General features: G+C 64.2%; 19 protein-coding genes. 10 read left to right on the top strand and 9 right to left on the bottom strand.

Translation table 11 applies throughout. From position 1 onward, the window contains the following. From MESCI_RS03470 to MESCI_RS03460, 3 genes are all read left to right on the top strand, one after another. On the top strand, positions 1 to 1,743 hold the full coding sequence (locus MESCI_RS03470; protein ID WP_013528562.1) for a hydantoinase B/oxoprolinase family protein: 1,743 nt from the start codon (positions 1 to 3) through the stop codon (positions 1,741 to 1,743). Positions 1,744 to 1,866: 123 nt separating this feature from the next. Then, positions 1,867 to 2,643, top strand: coding sequence for an ABC transporter substrate-binding protein (locus MESCI_RS03465; RefSeq protein WP_013528561.1), 777 nt, complete (start codon positions 1,867 to 1,869; stop codon positions 2,641 to 2,643). Between the two features lie 154 nt (positions 2,644 to 2,797). Next, on the top strand, positions 2,798 to 3,928 hold the full coding sequence (locus MESCI_RS03460) for an aminomethyl transferase family protein (RefSeq protein ID WP_013528560.1): 1,131 nt from the start codon (positions 2,798 to 2,800) through the stop codon (positions 3,926 to 3,928). A gap of 34 nt (positions 3,929 to 3,962) precedes the next feature. Here MESCI_RS03460 and MESCI_RS33145 read toward each other — a convergent pair whose 3' ends face one another. Next, a complete protein-coding gene (locus tag MESCI_RS33145) occupies positions 3,963 to 4,382 on the bottom strand; it encodes a hypothetical protein (protein WP_338048503.1) in 420 nt (139 codons plus the stop codon). A gap of 10 nt (positions 4,383 to 4,392) precedes the next feature. On the opposite strand from MESCI_RS33145, the gene MESCI_RS33140 reads away from it, so the two are divergent. Continuing rightward, the gene (locus MESCI_RS33140) at positions 4,393 to 4,707 is read left to right on the top strand and encodes a Fic family protein (protein ID WP_338048502.1); all 315 of its coding nucleotides are present in this window, start codon (positions 4,393 to 4,395) and stop codon (positions 4,705 to 4,707) included. A gap of 78 nt (positions 4,708 to 4,785) precedes the next feature. Here MESCI_RS33140 and MESCI_RS03450 read toward each other — a convergent pair whose 3' ends face one another. The 6 genes from MESCI_RS03450 to MESCI_RS03425 form a co-directional block, all read right to left on the bottom strand. Continuing rightward, positions 4,786 to 5,442: a methionine ABC transporter permease gene (locus MESCI_RS03450; protein WP_013528559.1), complete on the bottom strand. Its 657-nt coding sequence runs from the start codon at positions 5,440 to 5,442 to the stop codon at positions 4,786 to 4,788. Then, the gene (locus tag MESCI_RS03445) at positions 5,423 to 6,520 is read right to left on the bottom strand and encodes a methionine ABC transporter ATP-binding protein (RefSeq protein ID WP_013528558.1); all 1,098 of its coding nucleotides are present in this window, start codon (positions 6,518 to 6,520) and stop codon (positions 5,423 to 5,425) included. The genes MESCI_RS03450 and MESCI_RS03445 overlap by 20 nt, the downstream gene beginning before the upstream one ends. Positions 6,521 to 6,611: 91 nt before the next feature. Further along, positions 6,612 to 7,466 carry a MetQ/NlpA family lipoprotein gene (locus MESCI_RS03440; RefSeq protein WP_013528557.1) on the bottom strand — a complete coding sequence of 285 codons (855 nt, stop codon included), beginning with the start codon at positions 7,464 to 7,466 and terminating at the stop codon, positions 6,612 to 6,614. Between the two features lie 244 nt (positions 7,467 to 7,710). After that, positions 7,711 to 9,198, bottom strand: coding sequence for an aldehyde dehydrogenase (locus tag MESCI_RS03435; protein ID WP_013528556.1), 1,488 nt, complete (start codon positions 9,196 to 9,198; stop codon positions 7,711 to 7,713). Further along, on the bottom strand, positions 9,195 to 10,397 hold the full coding sequence (locus MESCI_RS03430; protein WP_245268585.1) for a cytochrome P450: 1,203 nt from the start codon (positions 10,395 to 10,397) through the stop codon (positions 9,195 to 9,197). The genes MESCI_RS03435 and MESCI_RS03430 overlap by 4 nt, the downstream gene beginning before the upstream one ends. A gap of 49 nt (positions 10,398 to 10,446) precedes the next feature. Next, entirely contained in the window at positions 10,447 to 11,895 is a 1,449-nt protein-coding gene (locus MESCI_RS03425) for an APC family permease (protein ID WP_013528554.1), read from the bottom strand. 172 nt (positions 11,896 to 12,067) lie between these two features. On the opposite strand from MESCI_RS03425, the gene MESCI_RS03420 reads away from it, so the two are divergent. Genes MESCI_RS03420 through MESCI_RS03395 form a run of 6 tightly spaced genes read left to right on the top strand, consistent with a single transcriptional unit; the run spans position 12,068 to position 18,498 of the window. Further along, positions 12,068 to 12,838, top strand: coding sequence for an IclR family transcriptional regulator (locus tag MESCI_RS03420; protein ID WP_013528553.1), 771 nt, complete (start codon positions 12,068 to 12,070; stop codon positions 12,836 to 12,838). After that, on the top strand, positions 12,838 to 14,118 hold the full coding sequence (locus MESCI_RS03415) for a Tm-1-like ATP-binding domain-containing protein (protein WP_013528552.1): 1,281 nt from the start codon (positions 12,838 to 12,840) through the stop codon (positions 14,116 to 14,118). Before MESCI_RS03420 ends, MESCI_RS03415 begins: the two co-directional genes overlap by 1 nt. Continuing rightward, complete coding sequence (locus MESCI_RS03410) at positions 14,115 to 14,783, top strand: HAD family hydrolase (RefSeq protein WP_013528551.1); 669 nt, start codon at positions 14,115 to 14,117, stop codon at positions 14,781 to 14,783. Before MESCI_RS03415 ends, MESCI_RS03410 begins: the two co-directional genes overlap by 4 nt. A gap of 19 nt (positions 14,784 to 14,802) precedes the next feature. Continuing rightward, positions 14,803 to 16,152 carry an aminotransferase class III-fold pyridoxal phosphate-dependent enzyme gene (locus tag MESCI_RS03405; protein ID WP_013528550.1) on the top strand — a complete coding sequence of 450 codons (1,350 nt, stop codon included), beginning with the start codon at positions 14,803 to 14,805 and terminating at the stop codon, positions 16,150 to 16,152. A 34-nt stretch (positions 16,153 to 16,186) separates the two neighbouring features. Next, a complete protein-coding gene (locus MESCI_RS03400; RefSeq protein WP_013528549.1) occupies positions 16,187 to 17,479 on the top strand; it encodes an aminotransferase class III-fold pyridoxal phosphate-dependent enzyme in 1,293 nt (430 codons plus the stop codon). Then, positions 17,476 to 18,498, top strand: coding sequence for a phosphotransferase enzyme family protein (locus tag MESCI_RS03395; protein ID WP_013528548.1), 1,023 nt, complete (start codon positions 17,476 to 17,478; stop codon positions 18,496 to 18,498). Before MESCI_RS03400 ends, MESCI_RS03395 begins: the two co-directional genes overlap by 4 nt. 28 nt (positions 18,499 to 18,526) lie before the next feature. Here the strand turns inward: MESCI_RS03395 and hpaH are convergent, their stop codons facing one another. Next, positions 18,527 to 19,333, bottom strand: coding sequence for a 2-oxo-hept-4-ene-1,7-dioate hydratase (gene hpaH / locus MESCI_RS03390; protein ID WP_013528547.1), 807 nt, complete (start codon positions 19,331 to 19,333; stop codon positions 18,527 to 18,529). Next, positions 19,330 to 20,202 carry a fumarylacetoacetate hydrolase family protein gene (locus MESCI_RS03385; RefSeq protein ID WP_013528546.1) on the bottom strand — a complete coding sequence of 291 codons (873 nt, stop codon included), beginning with the start codon at positions 20,200 to 20,202 and terminating at the stop codon, positions 19,330 to 19,332. Before MESCI_RS03385 ends, hpaH begins: the two co-directional genes overlap by 4 nt. Positions 20,203 to 20,381: the final 179 nt, after the last annotated feature.

The raw sequence follows: 20,381 nt of genomic DNA, 5'->3' as shown, positions 1-20,381 counted from the left end.
ATGGCAAAGCTCGACGCCATCACCCTTTCGGTCCTCCAGGCGGCCCTGCAGCAGGTCTGCGACGAGATGGACCTTACGTTCTCTCGCGCCGCTTTCTCGCCGGTCATCGCCGAGGCCAATGACCGTTCCGACGGCATCTATTCGGCTGTCGACGGTTCGCTGATCGCGCAAGGCAGCCAGGGCCTGCCGGTGTTCGTCGGCGTCATGCAGTATTCGACCAGGACGGTGATCGAGATGATCGCCGACGGCCGTTGCCTGCCGCCGGAACCAGGCGACATCTACGTCGTCAACGACCCCTATCTCGGCGGCACCCATCTGATGGATGTGCGCTTCGCCATGCCGGTCTACCGGGACGGCAAGATTTTCTGCTGGCTATCCAACACCGGCCATTGGCCCGACATTGGCGGCTCGGTGCCGGGCGGATTTTCAGCCTCGGCGACTGCCGTGGAGCAGGAAGGCCTGCGGCTGCCGCCGGTCAAACTGTTCAAGAAGGGCGTGCTCGACCCGGAAATCTACGCCATCATCTGCTCCAACATCCGCGTCGCCGACCAGCGCATCGGCGACATCCGCGCCCAAGCTGCCGCACTGCTGATCGGTCGGGACAGGCTGAATGGAATCCTGGATCGTTACGGGGATGAAACGGTTGTAGAGGCGATCGCCGAACTGCGCCGCCGCGCGGCCGAGCAGATGCGCGCCAACATCTCAGCCATTCCCGACGGCACCTACCATTCGAAGGCCTTTGTCGATTCCGATGGGGTGGTCAACGAGCCGCTGATCATCGCGCTCGCCGTCGAAAAACAGGGCGACACGCTGACCTTCGATTTCACCGGTTCGTCAAAGCCCTGCGCCGGGCCGATGAACAGCGTGCTGGCGACGACCCTATCCTCGGTCTATCTCGCCATGCGCCACATTTTCCCGGATGTACCGATCAGCGCCGGCGCGTTTGAACCCCTGATCGTCAAACGGCCGGAAGGCACGTTCCTCGACGCCAAATATCCGCGGCCCGTCTCGGGCTGCGCCGCCGAGGTGTCGCAGCGCATCGCCGAGGCGGTATTCGCGGCGATGGTGCAGGCATTGCCGGACAAGGTGACCGCCGCACCCGCCGGTTCCAGCGGCAATTTCGCACTCGGCGGCAACGACCCGACACGCGGCCGCGACTACGTCATGTATCAGATCTCCGGCGGCGGTTATGGCGGCAATTCAGGCCATGACGGCCTGACCAATGGCTGCTCGACCATCGGCATCTCCAAGTCGCCGCCGGTCGAGATCATGGAACAGGCATTCCCGGTGCTCTACCGCCACTACGCCTTGCGTGAAGGCTCCGGCGGCGCCGGCAAGCATCGCGGCGGTTTCGGCCTCGCCTATGAGGTGGAAATCCTGCGCGGCGACGCCCGCGCTTCCTTCGTCATGGACCATGGCCGGTTCGGCCCGCAGGGCGCGCTTGGCGGCAAGGACGGCGCCGTCAACACGGTGACCGTCTTCCGCAACGGCGAGGAACACGTGCCGCCGCATTTGTCCAAAGAACAGGACATTGCGCTCAAGGCCGGCGACCGCGTGCGCGTCGGCACGCCGGGCGGCGGCGGCTATGGCGATCCGCTGCAGCGCGATGCCGATCTTGTGCTGCGCGACGTGGCGCTGGGGTACTACACATCAGAGGAAGCCACCGAAAAGTTTGGCGTTGTCCTCTCGGCCGGGGAGTTGGCCATCGACCAGATGGCCACCGACAAGCAGCGCGTCGGCTAACACATCACCGATCGCTCGCCTGGTCTGCTCGCCGCGCCGTGATCGCCGCAGCGCATGTCGTTTCCGTCTCCGCCGCGCGCCTGGAAGACCGTAGACTTCCCGCTTTCAACGGGGATCTCGAACATGCGTCTTTTCGGTCGTTTCGTGCTTGCCGCTTCCGTCGCCCTCACCCTTGCCACGGGTGCCGCCTCCGCCCAGGACAAAAAACTCAGGATCGGCACCGAAGGCGCTTATCCGCCCTTCAACTACGCCAGTGCCGACGGCACGCTGGGCGGCTTCGACATCGACTTGGGGAAGGCGCTGTGTGCCGAGATGAAGGCTGAGTGTGAGTTCAGCGTGCAGGATTTCGATGGTTCCATACCGGCGCTGCAGGCCGGCAAGTTCGACGCGATCATCAACATCACCATCACACCCGAGCGGGCCGAGAAGGTCGAGTTCACCCACAAATACTACCAGACGCCGCCGGCCATCGCCGTGCCGAAGGATTCGACCATCGCGGGCACGTCGCCTGAAGACCTGAAAGGCAAGGCGCTCGGCGTGCAGACCGCGACCATCCACCAGAAATTCGCCGACCAGAAATATGCAGGCTCGACGGTCAAGGCCTATCCGACGGGCGACGATGCCCGCACCGACATGGCCAATGGCCGCCTCGACGCGATCATGGACGGCTCGATCATCCTGACCGAGTGGTTGAAGAAGCCAGACGGCGCCTGCTGCAAGCTGCTCGGCACGCTGACCGCCGATCCGGCCATACACGGCCCCGGCGTCGGCATCGCGCTGCAAAAGGGCAACAAGGAACTGGCCGACAAGCTCAATGCGGCCATCGACGCGCTGCGCGCCAATGGCAAGTACAAGGAAATCAACGACAAGTATTTCTCGTTCGACGTCTACGGCAGCTGAGACCGTTTGGAAACTCTACTCTGGCGGCCATCTGAAGGCGTTTTCTGCGCTTCCGGTGCTCACGGACCTGAATGTCCGCTGCGCTCCGGTTCTCGAAACCACCATCATATGACTCGCCAGAGCGAATTTCGAAACGGTCTCTGGATCGCAATTCATGATGGAGACTTCCTTGGCTGAGCGGCGTTCCCCTTTCTACAGCAGCATCGTCGGGCTGGGCGCGACCATGGGTCGTGTCGGGGGCGATTTCATCTCGGCCAAAACCTATTCCGGCATTGCCGACGAGCACCTGAACACCCGCAAAAATGTCGGCGTGCAGGATCTCAGCACCATGGGCAAGATGGACATCAAGGGGCCGGACGCCGAGGCGCTGGTCAACCATGTCATCGTCAATAATGCCGCTGCCATGAAACCGGGCCAGGTCCGCTATTCCACGGTCTGCCGCGAGGATGGCGGCATCATGGACGACCTCACCGTGTTTCGGTTGGGTCCGGAGCACTTCATGCTGGTAACCGGCTCGGTCAACCGCCTGAAGATGCTGCCCTGGCTGTTGCATCACGCGCAGGGTCGCAAGGCCTATGTCACCGACATAACCGCAGCCATCGCCTTCCCGACCATCCAGGGTCCGCGCTCGCGCGAACTGTTGAAGGCGATGATCTCGGATGCCGATCTGGACGGGCTGAAACGCTGGTCGTTCACGTCAGGCCACATCAACGGCACGCGGGTGCTGATCTCGCGCACCGGGGTCACCGGTGAGCTCGGCTTCGAATTGTTCGTGCCGGCCGACGAGGCCGCTTCGGTCTGGGATGCGCTGATGCGGACCGGCCGGGACTTTGGCCTGAAACCCTATGGCGTGCTGGCAATGTTCACGCTGGGCCTGGAAAAGGCCTATCCGGCGCACGGCATCGACATGGACGAGAGCCGCACCCCGTTCCATGTCGGGCTCGACCGCTGGATCAAGTTCGACAAGGGCGATTTCGTCGGCCGGCAAGCTTTGCTCAAGGTCCGCGACAAGGGCCTCGACGAGCAATGGGTCGGCCTGATCCTCGACGGCGACAAACCGGCCGCCACCGATGCCAGGGTCCTGGCCGATGGCGAGGACGCCGGCATCGTCACCTACAGCGATCACGGCTATTCCCTGGGCAAGGTGCTGGCCACGGCGCACCTGCGGCTGCCTTTCACCGCGATTGGCACCGAACTCAGCATCGACATCGACGGCAGGCCGACCCGTGCGGTCGTGGCGCCGATACCGTTCTTCGATCCCGAGGGGGGGAGGTTGCGCGGCTAACTGGGCTTACCCTGGAAATCATTTTGGTCTCTCCTCAATGGTTATGATATTGTCTCGAAATGAAGTCTCCTAGCTCACGAGCCAGCCGTTCAGCCAAGACCGGCCAGTTCGTGCTGACCAGCGAGCGCGGCGAGAAAATCAGCGCCGTGGAAGGCATGGCCTTATCGCCTCGCATGGCGAAATTACTCGCCCTAGGCGTACGACACGGACTGTCCGGTGATGAGCGGCGTTCGCTCATCAAGGAAGAATCCGCAAGAAGAAATAGACGTTGGTCTACGCCGCTGAGTTCGATCCGCTGTGCTACCCCGGCACGACGGTGCTCATTAACCTGTTGGACATCCGCGACCAGGCTGAGCTTGATGAAGTCGAGCTCGCGCTGTTCCTGACTCGCGCTGACGAGCCATTGCCGGCAGGCGAACTCGACTACCGTCACTATCTCGGCCTGCACCGGCACCTGTTCCAGGATGTGTGGCTGGGCCGGTCAGCCGCGCACCATCCGCATCGGCAAGGCCGGCAATTGGTTCTGCTATCCCGAACACATCGCCACCGAGATGGCGCGGGTCTTTCGCGAACTCGGCAATCCCGACCGCTTAGCTCATCTCGACGGCACCAGCTTTGCGAAGCATCTGGCGCACATCGTCGCGGAGATCAACGCCGTGCATCCGTTTCGCGAAGGCAACGGCCGAACCCAGCTCACCTTCCTTGCGATGCTCGCCGAGCACGCGGGCCTGACATTCAATGACGACATCCTTGAACGGATCGCGTCATTCAAGCCATGATCGACAGTTTCAGCGGTTCAGAAGCGTCATTGCAAGCACTGATAGAAGACATCATCGCCTAGTTCGTCGGCCTAACAATCACCCCCGTCTATCCAGCCTCGCCACCAACCAATCCCCCACCCATTGGATGCCGCAGACCAGGATGATCAGCACGATGACCACTGCGATCATCACCGACGTCTCAAAACGCTGGTAGCCGTAGCGGATGGCGAGGTCGCCGAGGCCGCCGGCGCCGATCGCGCCGGCCATGGCTGACGCACCGATCAGCGTCACCAGCGTCACCGTGAAGCCGGCGACGATGCCGGGCAGGGCTTCTGGCACCAGCACCTCGCGGATGATCGTCCAGCGGTTGCCGCCCATGGCGCGCGCCGCCTCGATCAGCCCGCGATCGACTTCGCGCAGCGACACTTCGGCGATGCGCGCATAGTAGGGCGTGGCGGCGATCGACAGCGGCACGATGGCTGCCCATGTGCCGATCGAGGTGCCGACGATCAGCCGCGTCACCGGGATCAGCGCCACCAGAAGGATGATGAAGGGCACCGAGCGGAAGCCGTTGATGATGGCGCCGAGCGCCCGGTTCACCCAAAGGCTTTCGGCAATGCCGCCGCGTTCGGTAGCAATCAGCGCCAGGCCGAGCGGCAGGCCGAAGACCAGCGAGATGAGGCCGGAGGCGGCCGTCATCAGCACCGTCTCCCAGATCGAACGCAGCAGAAGTTCAAACAGGATTGGCGACATGGCCAAGCACCTCCACCCGCGCCTGGCGGGCCTTCAGGAATGTGATGATGTCAGCAAGATGATTTGCATCGCTGCCGGGAACCGAAAGGAACAGCGTGCCGACCGGCTGCTGCTGGATATGGTCGATGCCGCCATGGACGAGGCGGAAGGCGCCTGGAACAGCCGTGGCAAGGTCGGACAGCAATGGCCTGCTTGCCGCTTCGCCGGCCACATCCACGCGCAGGATCGTCTCCGGGCCGGCCGCCGGCAGCAGCCGGGCCGCCAGTTCGGCTGGCAGCTGCGGCCGGATGGCGCCGAGCAGGCTTTTGGTGATGTCTGATTGTGGGTCGGCAAACACCGACCAGACCGGCCCTTGCTCGACGATGCGTCCGGCGTCGATCACCGCCACGCGGTCGGCGATGGAACGGATCACCTCCATCTCATGGGTGATCAAAAGGATGGTCAGGCCAAGCTGCCGGTTGATGTCCTTGAGCAGTGCGAGGATGGAGCGCGTCGTCTCCGGATCGAGCGCCGAGGTGGCTTCGTCCGACAGGAGCAGCGCCGGGCGCGCGGCAAGCGCCCTGGCGATGCCGACCCGTTGCTTCTGGCCGCCCGACAGCGACGCCGGATAGGCCTTGGCTTTCTCCGACAGGCCGACAAGATCGAGCAGTTCGGCGGCGCGCTTCAGCCTCTCGGCTTTCGGCCGGCCCTCGATCTTCAGCGGCAGCGCCACATTGTCCTCGACGGTCTTGGCCGACAGCAGGTTGAAATGCTGGAAGATCATGCCGATGCGCCGCCGCAGCGGCTGCAGGTCGCGCTCGCCGAGCCGGCTGATCTCGCGGCCCTCGATGAACACCTCGCCGGAGTCAGGCCGTTCCAGCCCGTTCAGGCAGCGGATCAGCGTCGATTTGCCGGCGCCGCTGCGGCCGATGATACCGAGGATCTCGCCCTTGCGCACGGTCAGCGAAATGCCGTCGAGCGCCGCCGTCACACCGAAATGGCGCTTCAGGTCGACAAGGCGCACGACATCCTGAGATGCGTCGGGCCGGGTCTGGGTCGGATCGGCGGTCTTCCCGGATGCCGTGATATGCTGGTTCATGAATATTCCTGTTCCCGAAAACGCAATCGCGGCCCGCGCCTGAGCGCGGACCGCTGTTGCTCTCGAACCGGGCTTCCGGCCGAGGACCGGATCAATAGGCGCTGAGGCCGGTGCCCTTGTAGACCTTGTCGAACTCGGCCTTCACCGCCTCGTTCTGATAGGAAGCCACCAGCGTCTTCACCCAGGCCTCGTTCTCGTTACCGGTCTTCACCGCGATGAAGTTGCGGTAGGGATTGTCGGCGATAGGCTCCTGCGCGATGCGGTTTTCCGGCGACAGGCCGCTTTTCAGCGCCCAGTCGGTGTTGACTACGGCCGCATCGAGATCCTCGACCGAGCGGCCGACGATACCGGCGTCAAGTTCCTTGATCACCACCTTCTTCGCGTTCTCGGCGATGTCGGCGGTGGTGGCCAGAATGCCGGTGCCATCCCTGAGCTTGATCACGCCCTCGTTCTGCAGCACGCGCAGCGCCCGGCCTTCATTGGATGGGTCGTTGGGCACGCCAATGACGGCGCCCTCGGGCAGGTCGGCAACCTTGCTGAACTTCTTAGAGTAGAGGCCGATCGGCCAGACGCCGGTATAGCCGACACGGACGATGTGGTAGCCTTGCGTCTTGATCTGGTTGTCGAGATAGGGCTGGTGCTGGAAGGCGTTGGCGTCGATCTCGCCGCGCTCCAGCGCCTCGTTGGGCTGGGTGTAGTCGTTGAATACCACCGTCTCGATGGCAAGGCCCTTTTCGGCGGCTTGCGCGACGACGACGCGCCAGACGTCCTCGTCCTCGCCGCTGATGATGCCGACCTTGATCGCCTTCTTGTCCTCGGCAAACGACGCATGCGGTGCAATCAGGCTGCCGATCGCGACGACCGAGGCGAACAGCAGAGCAAGGCCACTGCGCCGGTTGACGGTTGACCCAGGGGAAGATGGCAAAGTGTTCTTGAAGTCAGTCATGATTGATCTCTGCGGTTGTGAAGTCATGGCAGCGAGGCGGATTGCCTAGCCTTGGTCGCATCCTCAGAAATTCTATCAAGTTTATCAAAGAACGCGTTTCGCCATTCTCGCCAAAGCCGGGAATATCCTCTCAAAATTTTCAAGAGCGTGAGCAAAAGCCGCCGCTTGACCGGCCGCAGCGGATCGCGGCGCGATCTTGCGCGCGTCTGGAGGTCGTCAGATTCTCAGAGAGCTCAGCGTGCCGTCAAAGCGCGATCCAGGCCGTCTTCAGTTCCAAATATTTCTCCAGCGCGTGCAGCGACTTGTCGCGGCCGAAGCCGGACTGCTTGACGCCGCCGAGCGGCACGGTGATGTCGGCGCCGCCATAGGTGTTGACGTGGACGACGCCGGCATTGATGGCGCGCACCATGCGATGCGCGGTGGAGAGATTGGCGGTCCACACCGCGGAGGCAAGCCCGTAGACGGTCGAATTGGCAAGCCGAACCGCCTCCTCCTCGGTCTCGAAGCGCATGACGCCGAGCACCGGCCCGAACACCTCCTCACGCGCCAACTGCATGTCCTGCATGACATTCTCGAAGATCGTTGGCGCCATGTAGCTGCCACCGGTCTCGGTCAGCATCCGCTGGCCGCCGGTGACGAGACGGGCACCTTCTTCCGTGGCCCTGGCGACGAAACCGAGGTTCTTGTCCAGCTGTTCGGCGCTCGATACCGCGCCGACATCGCTGGTGAGATCAAGCGGATCGCCGACTTTGAGCCGCATGGTTGCCGAGAGCAGTTCGTCCATGAAGCGGTCGTAGACCGCTGACTGGACGAGAAGCCGCGAGCCGGCGACGCAGACCTGGCCGGAATTGCGGAAGATGCCATTGGCCGAGACGACCGCTGCCTGTTTCAGGTCCGGGGCGTCGGCAAAGACGATGTTCGGCGACTTGCCGCCGAGTTCGAGGAAGACGCGCTTCAGATTGGAGCGAGCGGAATATTCGAGCAGCCGCCGGCCGACCGGGCCGGAACCGGTGAAGGCGATGGCGTCGACATCCATATGCAGGCCGAGCGCCTCGCCGGTGACCGCGCCAAGCCCGGTGACGACGTTGAGCACACCGGCGGGCAAGCCGGCCTCGCTTGCCAGTTCGGCCAGCCGCAGCAGCGTCAGCGAGGCGATCTCCGGCGGCTTGACCACCACGCAATTGCCGGCGGCAAGTGCAGGCGCGATCTTCCAGGCACCGATCATCAGCGGGAAATTCCACGGCACGATGACGCCGACGACGCCGAGCGGCTCCTTGTGGATCAGTCCGAGCACATTCTCGGCCGTCGGCGCGATCTCGCCATAGACCTTGTCGATGGCCTCGGCATAGTAGCGGATGGTGCCTGCCGCCGACAGCGGTTCTGCCTTGTAGGCCATGCCGATCTCGGTGCCGTTGTCGCGCACACCGAGCACGGCGAGCTCATCGGCGTGTTTCTCGACCAGATCGGCGAATTTCGTCAGCACCTTCTTGCGAAAGGCGGGTGTGGCGCGCGACCACGAGCCCTTCTCGAACGCCTTGCGCGCCGACTTCACGGCGCGGTCGATATCGGCGGCGTTGCCGTCGGCGATGCTGGCGAAAGGTCGGCCGTCGATCGGCGACGTCACCGGCAGGCTTGCGCCGCTTGTTGCCTCGACCTGCACGCCATCGATGAACAGGCCCTGCGCGCCGATCTCCGTCTTGCGCAGCGTTTCGATGGCATTCTGACTGATCATTGGTGACGGACTCCAAGGGAAACATGCAATGTGGTTGGCGCGCGGAATTCCCAGCCGCGAAACACCGGTTCCCTGCTCGGCACAAGGCTGAGATCGGGGAAGCGTTGGAGCAACAGCCTCACCGCAAGGCACATCTGCTCGCGTGCGAAGAACCGGCCCGAACAGAAATGATGGCCGAAGCCGAAGGCGGCATGGTTGCCTTCGTTGCGGTTGATGTCGAAGCGGTCGGGATCGGCAAAGCGACTCTCGTCGCGGCTTGCCGAAGCGACGAGGGCGGCGACGGCAGCGCCGGCCGGGATCGTCACGCCGCCAAGCTCGACTGCCCGCGTCGTCTGCCGCGTCTGCGTGCCGATCGGCGCCACCCAGCGCAGGCCCTCGTCGACCGCCCTCGGCACGAAAGTCTCGGGATCGGCGAGCACCTGCCGCAATTGCTTGGGATGGGCCAGCAGGCCGGCGAGGATCGAGCCGGCGCCATGTCCGGGCTCCTGCATGCCGCCAAGCAGGATGACCTTGATGCTGGGCATCAGAAAGTCGATCGGCCGCGTCGTGCCCTCCGGCATGCCGTCATGCAGCATGTGCGACAGCGCCGAGTCATCTGGCTGGCGCGCAAGTCTTTCCAGCGTCGGCAGGATGGCGTCGCCGACCTCGGCACTGATTGCGTCGGCGATCTCCTGCCGTTTCGGATCGTTCTCGAAATTGATGGCGCCCTGGGCAAGGCCGTAGAACCAGCGGCGCAGCGTCGGCATATCGATGCCGGCAAGGCCGAGCGAGCGCGCCAGGCTGAGCGTCGACACCGGCTCGAAATAATCGGCCATCAGCTCGGCGGAGCCCTGGTTGGCGATCCGGTCCAGAAAAGGTTCGGCAATCGACCGCACGAGGTCGCCGGCATAGGCGGCGACGGTGCGCGGCCGGTATTTCGGGTCGACGCCTTGGCGCAGTTGCTTGTGCGTCTCGCCATCGGTGGTCAGGATGGTCGGCTTGCCGAAGGAGCGCTCAACTGGTGACGAGCCGACGACGGCGGAGAAGATCTCGGGCGACTTGGCGACGCTCTCGACATCCTTCCAGCGGGTGACGAACCAAAGATTGACCGCCGGCACGAAAGCGACCGGCGCACTGCGCCTAAGCTCTGCATAGATCGGGTAGGGATCGGCTTCCAATGCCTCGACGGTGATATTTTCGGCAAAGCTCAAATCCGCCACTCCCCTTGTGGTGTAAGGGGCGGCGTGGCATGCCGCCCCTTTGCTTTTCTCAATCTTTCAGCGGCTGGCCGAGGTTTTTGAACGCGACCGGATCGCGGCTCTTCAGCGCGCTGGCCAGCAGCAGGCCGACGATCGCGGCGATCAGCACCAGCCCCGGCAGGAACACGCCAAGGAAACCGCCGGCTCCCGACAGGCTGCCGAAATTGATGACGATCAAATAGATGATGATGACGAAGGCGATGAAGGTCAGCCCGGGCAGGATGGTGGTCTTCAGCGCATTCTCGTGGGCCGCCGGGTTGGCGCGGAAGAACATCACCACGGCAAGCGATGCCACCGCCATCATCACGATGACGCCGAGCGTCGCGACATTGGTCAGCCACGAAAACAGCGCCAGCACCGGATCGAGGCCGAGCACGGCGAACAGGCCGACAACGACCGCGGCGAGCACGCTCTGGATGACGGAAGCGACATGTGGGCTCTGGTGCACCGGATGCGTCACGCCGATCGTCTGCGGCAACAGCTTCTCGCGGCCCGAGACGTAGATGTAGCGCGCAACCGCATTGTGGAACGCCAGCACGCCGGCAAACAGGCTCGACACGAACAGGATGCTCATCGCCTGCGAAAGCATCGTGCCGGCGTAGCGGTCGGACAGGCCGAACAGGAAGGTCGTCGGATCCTGCAATCCCTGCAGCGTCGGCAGCAATTTGTCGACACCGGCGCCGACCGCCATCAGCCATGCCGTGAGCATGTAGAAGACGCCGATCAGCACGACCGAGAAATAGGTGGCGCGCGGAATGGTGACCTTTGGGTCGCGGGCTTCCTCGGCATAGATCGTCGTCGCCTCGAAACCGATGAAGGCGGCGAAGCAGAACAGGATGGCGATGGCCGGCGAGCCGCTGACGATCTGGCTCCAGCTGAATGGCGCCGCCGACAGGCCGCTATCGCCGCCGGTCTTGAGGATGGCGATATCGAGGATCAGCACCACAAGATATTCGCACAGCACCAGCACCGTCAGGATCTTGGCGGAGAGGTCGACCTGCCGATAGCCGAGCACGGCGACCAGCGCGATGGCGATGAAGCTCCACACCCACCAGGGCAGGTTGATGCCCCAGGCGGCGAACAGGCCGGCGGTTGCGGCGCCCAGCAGGCCCATGACGCCGATCTGCATGGCGTTGTAGGACAGGATGGCGATCAGCGCCGTGGCGCCGCCGGCCATGCTGCCGAGGCCGCGTGCGGCATAGGCATAGAAGGCGCCGGCATTGCCGACATGGCGTGACATGGCGACATAGCCGACCGCGAACAAAAGCAGCAGCACGGTCACGATGAGATAGGTGCCGGCAAAGCCGGCGCCATTGCCCATCAGCATGCCAAGCGGCGTGCCGCCGGCGACTGCCGTGAGTGGGGCGGCCGCAGAAATCACCATGAAGGTGATGGCGCCGACGCCAAGACTGTTCTTGCGCAGCCTGTTGGCCGGCGCCTGTTCCGAGACTGCTGTCATTGATCCCTCCTGTTTGCCAACCCTTGAGTTCGCCGGCCGAATGGCCTGTCCCATGCACTCTGGTGGTTGGTTCATTATTTGAACCGTTATTTTGAATATAGACTTGCAAACAATGCTGATGCCTGTCAAGTTAATTCACACGTTAAATGATTGTCCGAACCGGGAGGCAAATTTGAGTACGGTCGGAAAAGCGATCTTGCTTCTGGAGCTGTTCAACGTCGACGAGCCCGAGCTCGGCCTGTCCGATCTGGCGCGCCGCTCGGGCTTCGACAAGGCGACGACAAGGCGGCTGCTGGTAGCGCTGGCCGGCCGTGGTTTCGTCGAGCAGGATGCGGGTACGCGGCACTATCGCCTCGGCGCCGGGCTGTCGCGGCTGGCGCGCATCCGCGAGGCGCGCTTTCCCTTCCTGCAGACGGCCGTTCCGCTGGTGCGGGACCTGGCCGCATCGACGGCCGAGACCGTGCATTTGTCGGAATTCGGCGTCGATAGGCTGGTCACCGTCAACGTCGAGCATCCAGCATGGGCAAACCGGGTCAACATCGACATCGGTCAGTTGCTGCCTTTGCATTCGACCGCGTCGGGCATCGCCTATCTGGCCTTCGCCCGCGACGAGACCGTCAAGGCGTGCCTGACGGGTTCGCTCGATGCCTTCACGGCCCATACGCTGATCGAGCCGGCCGCCATCTCAAGATCCATGGGCGAGGCGCGCGAGCGCGGCTATTCGATCTGCGACCAGGGCTATGAGGAAGGTGTGATCAGCGTCGCGGCGGCAATCCGCGGGGCGGATGGCTTTGCGCTCGGCACCATCGCGGTGGCGGCGCCAAAGGCCAGAACCACGGCAGCCGCGATCGCGGAACGGGGACTTGCGGTGATGGAAGCGGCACGGGAAATTTCGATGCGCCTCAACGGCGAGAACCTGCAAACCCTGAGGAGGCAGGCCTGATGCCCTCGGAGACAGCACCCCGCATCTTGGTCATCGGCACGGGCGACACAAAGGCCGAAGAGCTGTTGTTCATGAAACAGTGCATCGAGCAGTCGGGCGGCAGCGCCGTGATGATGGATGTCAGTGTGCTCGGCGACCCGCCCTACAGCCCGGACCACGATAAGCACGCCGTGGCGCGGGCGGTGGATGTGACGATCGCCGAGATCGTTTCGAGCGGTGACGAGAACACCGCCATGACGCTGATGGCCGGCGGCGCCGTGCAACTGGTGCGCAAGCTCCATCAAAACGGCGAGATTGACGCCTTCATCGCCATCGGCGGTTCGATGGGAACCGATCTGGCGCTCGACGTGGCGCTTTGCCTGCCGCTCGGCGTGCCGAAATTCGTCGTCTCGACCATCGCCTATTCGCACCTCATCCCACCCGAGCGCGTCGCGCCCGACCTGATGATGATCCTCTGGGCGGGCGGGCTGTACGGCCTCAACTCGATCTGCAGGCTGGTCCTGTCACAGGCCTGTGGTGCGGTCGTCGGCGCGGCGAAAATCGTGCTGGCGTCGCGCGTGTCGGCGCGGGCAACAGGCCCGACCATCGGCATGACCTCGCTCGGCAGCAGCTGCCTGCGCTACATGAAGACGCTGAAGCCGGCGCTGGAACAGCGCGGCTATGACGTTGCCGTCTTCCACACCACCGGAATGGGCGGCCGCGCCTTCGAATCGATTGCCGGCCAAGACCATTTCTGCGCGGTGTTCGACTTCAGCCTGCAGGAAATCACCAACCATCTCGCGGGCTCCGTCGTCAGTTCCGGCACCGACCGGCTGGAGAATGCCGGCGCTCGCGGCGTTCCGCAGATCGCAGCACCCGGCGCGGTCGACATGGTCGACCTGCCGACCTGGCAGGATTTGCCGGCTAAATTCTCGACGCGACCGTTTCATGCCCACAACAGGCTGATCGCTTCGATCACCGTCGATGCCGACGATCGCCGCCAGGTCGCCAGGACCATCGCCGCCAAGCTCGGTGCCGCCAGAGGCCGCTCCGCCTTCATCCTGCCCTCCCAAGGCATCCAGGAATGGGACGTGGAGGGCGAGCCGCTCTATGAGCCGGAAGCCCTGGCCGCCTTCACTGACGAAATTCGCAAGGTCATTCCCGTCGGCGTCGAGTTCCACGAGATCGACGCTCACATCAACAGCGACGACTTCGTCGGCAAGGCGCTCGAGATCTTCGACCGCTGGGTCGAGGAAGGCATCGTCCCGCGTGGCAAGCCGGCCAAGGGAGTGGCGGCGTGAGTGCTGTTCCCGCCCAGGCGCTTGTCCTCGATTTCGGCGGCGTCGTCACCCGCACGCTGTTCGAGACCCACGCCTTGACCGAACAGGCGCTCGGCCTCGCGCCGGGGACGCTGCAATGGCGCGGGCCGTTCGATCCGGGCAGCGATCCGCTGTGGCGCGCCATGCAGGCCGACGAGATCAGCGAGCGTGACTATTGGCGCACACGCACAAGCGAGGTCGGCCGTCTGGTGGGCGAGGACTGGCAGGCGATGGAGACCTTCGTCCGGCGCGCGCGAGGGGCCGAGCCGGAAAAGGTGGTGCGGCCGGAGGCTGACAGCACCATTCGCACGGTGCATGCCGCCGGTTTTCGACTGGCCATCCTGTCCAATGAACTCGACCTGTTCTACGGCGCCGACTTCCGCCAGCGGCTGCCGTTGCTCGGCCTCTTCGATGTGATCATCGACGCCACTTACACCGGCATCCTCAAGCCCGACCCGCGTGCCTATGCCTTCGTCACCGAGGCGCTTGGCCTGCCGGCCAGCGCTTGCGTCTTCGTCGACGACCAGCGGCGCAATGTCGATGGCGGCTGTGCTGCCGGCATGCGCACGGTGCATTTCGACGTCGCCCGCCCGGCTCATTCCTATGCCGAGGCCCTCGGCCATTTCGACCTCGTCCCAGTTGCCTGAGATTTTTGCGGAGTCCATTATGCGCGACATCAATTTTCTCACCGAAACCAACGCCAAGCCGATCTGGCATCCGATGGCGCATCCGGCCGAGATGCGGGCCAACCCGCCAAAGGTGATCATGAAAGGCGAGGGTGTGATGGTCACCGACATCGCCGGCAACACCGTGCTCGACGCCGTCGGCGGCCTGTGGAACGTCAATCTCGGCTACAGCTGCGACCCGATCAAGAAAGCGATCGCCGACCAGCTTGGCGCGCTGCCCTATTATTCCGGCTTTCGCGGCACCTCGACCGGCCCGTCGATCGAGCTCGCCTACGAACTCTGCGAATGGTTCGAGCCAGAAGGCATGGTGCGGACGTTTTTCACTTCGGGCGGCTCGGATTCGGTCGAAACGGCACTTCGGCTGGCGCGGCAGTACTGGAAGATCCGCGGCCAGGCCGACCGGACCAAGTTCCTGGCGCTGAAGAAAGGCTACCACGGCACGCATTTCGGCGGCGCGTCGGTCAACGGCAATGCCAATTTCCGCCGCAACTACGAGCCGCTGCTGCCGGGCGTCTTCCACATTCCCGCGCCCTGGACCTTCCGCAACCCGTTCGACGAGACCGACCCAGTGCGGCTGGCAAAACTCTGCGCCAAGGCGCTGGAGGACGAAATCGCCTTCCAGGGCGGCGACACCATCGCCGCTTTCATCATGGAGCCGGTTCTCGGCGCCGGCGGCGTCATCGTTCCGCATGAGAGCTTCATGCCGCTGGTGCGCGAGATCTGCGACCGCCACGAGATCCTTTTGATCGCCGATGAAGTTGTCACCGGCTTCGGCCGCACCGGCGCCTGGTCGGGCTCGCGGCTGTCCGGCGTGAAGCCGGATTTCATGACCATCGCCAAGGCGATCACTTCGGGTTATTTCCCGCTCGGCGCCACTTTGATCGGCGCCAAGGTCGCCGATGTCTTCGAGGCCGACAAGACCAGCTTCGGCGCCATCGGCCATGGCTATACCTATTCCGGCCATCCTGTCGGCTGCGCCGCGGGTCTGGCGGCGCTTGCCGAGACCAAACGGCTGCGCCTGAACGAGAACGCGGCCGCGCGTGGTGTCGAACTCGCAGCCGTGCTGGAGGGGCTGAAGGCGAAGCATGCGATCGTCGGCGATGTCCGGTACAAGGGCCTGATGGCGGCGCTGGAGCTGGTCTCGGACCGCGCGACGAAAAAGCCCGCCGACAAGAAGACCATGGCATTGGTTTCGGAGGCGGCCTACGAGGCCGGCGTCATGCTGCGCGTCTCCGGTAACGCCATCATCCTGTCGCCGCCGCTTATCGTCAGCGCCGCGGATGTCGCGAGGATCGGCGAAGCATTGGATGCAGGCCTGTCGAAGGTCTGACGGTTTATTGGAGAGAACGGAGTTTCGAGACGCAATGACTCAACCGCAAGAAGCGCTGGTTAGCCGGCGTTCGCGCCTGCTCGGCGCAAAATCGCAATTGTTCTATGACGAGCCGGTGCACCTGGTGCGCGGCGAAGGCGTCTGGCTCTACGATGCCGACGGCCGCAAATATCTCGACGCGTACAACAATGTCGCCCATGTCGGCCACTGCCACCCCTATGTGGTCGAGGCCCTGTGCCGGCAGGCAAGCCTGCTCAACACCCACACGCGCTATCTTCACACCGCCATCCTCGACTATGTCGAGCGGCTGACCGCGACCTTCGATGCCAGCCTGTCGACCGCCATCCTGACCTGCACCGGCAGCGAGGCCAACGACATCGCGCTGCGCATGGCGCAGGCCGCCACCGGCCGCATGGGTATCATCGCCACCGACGCCACCTATCATGGCAACACCGCGGCGGTTTCGCAGCTCAGCACCCGCATGCCGCCGGTCGGCGGCCGCGCCCGCAATGTCAGGCTGGTGCCGGCGCCTGACAGCTATCGCCATCCGGATGCGATGGCCAACGGCAAAGCCTTTGGCGACGCGGTGCGCGAAGCCATCGCCGCGCTGGCAAAGGACGGTATCGGCCTGTCCGGCATCATCCTTTGTCCGCTGCTCGCCAATGAAGGCTTTCCGACGCTCCCATCCGGCTTTTTCGACGACGCGATGCGCGCGGTGCGTGACGCCGCCGGACTGGTCATCGCCGACGAGGTGCAGCCTGGTTTCGGCCGCACCGGCAGTCATTTCTGGGGCCACCAGCGCCCAGGCTTCGTTCCCGACATCGTCACCATGGGCAAGCCGATGGGCAACGGCCATCCAATCGCCGCCGTGGTCACATCAAGGGAGATATTGGCGACCTTCCGCAACGCCTTCCGTTATTTCAACACCTTCGGCGGCAATCCGGTTTCCTGCGCGGTGGCCAATGCCGTTCTCGACGTCATCGAGCAGGAAGATCTCGTTGCCAACGCGCGTGACGTCGGCGCCTATGCACTCAACCTGCTGCGCCCGCTCGCCGATCGCCATGAATGTATCGGCGAGGTCAGGGGCGCTGGCCTGTTCTTCGGCGCCGAACTGGTTCACGACCGCAAGACGCGCGAACCGGCGCCCGACATTGCCGAGCAGGTCGCCAACCGGATGCGCCAGCGCGGCGTGCTGATGGGCAAGACCGGCATCCACGGCAATGTGTTGAAGATCCGCCCGCCAATGCCGTTCTCCCGCGACAATGCCGACTTCCTGATCGGCGTCCTCGAAGAAGTGCTTGGCGAAGTCGGCGGAGTGAAGGCGTGAGCGCAGTCTCCGCGCAATCCGAACCCGAGACGGCAGCCGACGTCACGGCGCTGGCCAGGCGCGCGCTCGCCCATTGGGGCATTGATGAGGGTGAGCCGGAGCTGCTGAAATTCCGCGAGAACGCGGTCTTCCGGATCCGTCTGCCCGATGGCCAGCCGGCCGCCATGCGCATTCACCGGTTTGGCTATCACACGGACGCCGCCCTGCGCTCGGAACTGCAATGGATGGGTTTTCTGCAATCGGCCGGCATCGCCACGCCATCTGCGGTCGCCACGCCGGCTGGCGATCTGTTCGTGCTTGTCAGCGCGAACGCCTCAATGCAACCCCGGCAAGTCGATTGCCTGAGCTGGCTGGAAGGCCGCGCCGTCGGCGCGCGAGGCGTGCCGCTGGATTTTACGCCCGAGCAGGCAAGACAGATCTTTACCGAGATCGGGCGAACCATCGCCCACATGCACAATGTCACAGCAGCCTGGACGCCTCCGTCCGGCTTTGCCCGCCATGCCTGGGATTTCGACGGCTTCTTCGGCGCGAACCCGAATTGGGGGCGTTTCGAGACCTCGCCCTTCCTCGACGGTCCTCGCCGGGAGTTGGTTTTGCGGGCGCGCGAAAAGGCCGTGCGCGCGCTATTGACGTATGAACGCAGTGCCCGCAATTTCGGCATCATCCACGCCGACCTGGTGCGCGAGAATGTGCTCGTCCATGATGGTGCGATCCGCATCATCGACTTCGACGATTGCGGCCATGGCTGGCACATGTACGACCTTGCCGTCGCGCTTTACCAGAACCGCGATGAGGCGATCTATCCGCTGATCGAGGCCGCTTTGCTCAAGGGCTATCGGCAGGAGCGCGAACTGACGGCGCGCGACATCGCCGCGCTGCCGCTGTTCTCTGCCTTGCGGGCCTTCGCCTTCCTCGGCTGGGTGCAGAGCCGCGTCGAAGGCGAAATCACCAGGGAGGTCGGCCTGCGCATGTCGGCCATCGCAGCCGATGTGGTGATTGCCTATCTGCATGGCGAATAGGGCCGATTGATAAGAACTGGCGGAACCGTCAGCCCTTCGCGAAATGGATGCTGACCGTGCCCGAACTGCCGAAATCGGCGACGATCGTGTCGCCGGGTCGCGCCTCGACCGGACGCACGAACGACCCGGAGAGAACGACCTCGCCGGCAGCGATCGACATGCCGTAGCGGGCGAGCCTGTCGGCCAGCCAGGCAATGCCCATCGCCGGATGGTTGAGCACGCCGGCGCCAAGCCCGGTCTCCTCGACCTCGGCATTGCGCGAGACGATGGCGCCCATCCAGCGCATGTCGGCTTCATCAGGCCGCTGCGGCCGGCCGCCGATGACGATGCCGGCATTGGCGGCATTGTCCGAAATCGTGTCGAAGAAGGTGCGTACCTTCTTGGTCTCGGCATTGACGCGCTCGATGCGCGTATCGAGGATTTCCAGCGCCGGTGTGATGTAGTCGGTGGCGTTGAGCACGTCGGAGATCGTCACGCCGGGGCCTTTCAGAGGCGCCTTCATGATGAAGGCGATCTCGGCCTCGACACGCGGCTGGATGAAGCTGCCGGCGGGAATGGTCGCGCCATCGTCGAAGAACATGTCGTCGAACAGCACGCCCGAATCCGGCGTGTCGATGGCGAGCGCATATTGCATCGCCTTGGAGGTCAGGCCGATCTTCCAGCCCTTCGGCTTCAGCCCGGCATCGATCTTGCGCGTCACCAGCGCTGCCTGCACGCGATAGGCATCCTCCATCGTCGCCTCGGGAAAATCGAGGCTGAGCAGCCGGATCTGGCGGCGTGAACGCTCGGCCTCGAACAGCCGTGCCGCGGCGTCTTCCACTTGCTCCGGGGTCATGCTGCTTCCTCGTCGACGACGCCGTTTTGAAGCATGCCAATGCCATCGGCCTCCACCTCGATCACATCGTCCGGCTTCAGCCAGATCGGCGGCACGAAGCGGGCGCCGGCGCCCGTCGGCGTGCCGGTGACGATGATGTCGCCCGGCACCAGCGTGGTGAAGGTCGAGACATAGGCGATAATCTTGCGAAACGAGAAGATCATCCGGCTGGTGCGGTCCTGCTGGCGGATTTCGCCATTGACGCGGGCGGTCAGCGCGATGTCGGCGATCTGCGCCTCGTGGGTGAACGGCACCAGCCATGGGCCGATTGAACCGCTGCGGTCGAAATTCTTGCCTTGCGTGACGTTGAACTTGGCATGCCGCACCCAGTCGCGGATGGTGCCTTCATTGCACAGCGACAGTGCCGCAATATGGCTGAGCGCGTTGGCCTCGGCAATGCGCCGTCCCGCCTTACCGATGACGATGACGATTTCGCCCTCATAGTCGAGCTGCGGGGATTCCGGCGGCCGCACCAGCGGCGCGCCATGGCCGACGAAGGAGCGGGGAAAACGGACGAACAGCGACGGATTCGAGGGTGCTGCCTGGCCGTCCTTGTACTCCTCGTTGCGGTCCGGATAGTTGACGCCGACGCAGATGATCTTTTCCGGCGAAGGGATCGGAATTTCGTAGGCAATGGCGTCGAGCGGGAAATCGATCGGGAAGGCCTCGGCCTCTTCCGCCAGCCGCCGCAAGGCGCCGGCCTCGATCACTTCCCGCAGCGTCGGCCACTGGCCGTGGCGCGCCGACAGGTCGACGACACCCTTGCTGGTGACCGCGCCATAGCGCGCCTTGCCGCCGACGGTGAAGGTGGCGAGCCGTGCGTGCTTCATGCTGCGGCTCCGGCAATGGTGGTGGGCGAGGATGGCGCTCTACGGCGCCCCCCTCTGTCCTGCCGGACATCTCCCCCTCTTGGGGGGAGATCGGATGTCATCTCTGCCTTCGCCAATTTCCAACGCTGCAAGAGAGGCGCTGACCATGGGCCTAGCCAATCTCCCCCCTTGAGGGGGAG

It is taken from the genome of Mesorhizobium ciceri biovar biserrulae WSM1271, from assembly GCF_000185905.1.
Classification (GTDB): domain Bacteria; phylum Pseudomonadota; class Alphaproteobacteria; order Rhizobiales; family Rhizobiaceae; genus Mesorhizobium; species Mesorhizobium ciceri.
This window is presented reverse-complemented; position numbering and strand designations above follow the sequence as displayed.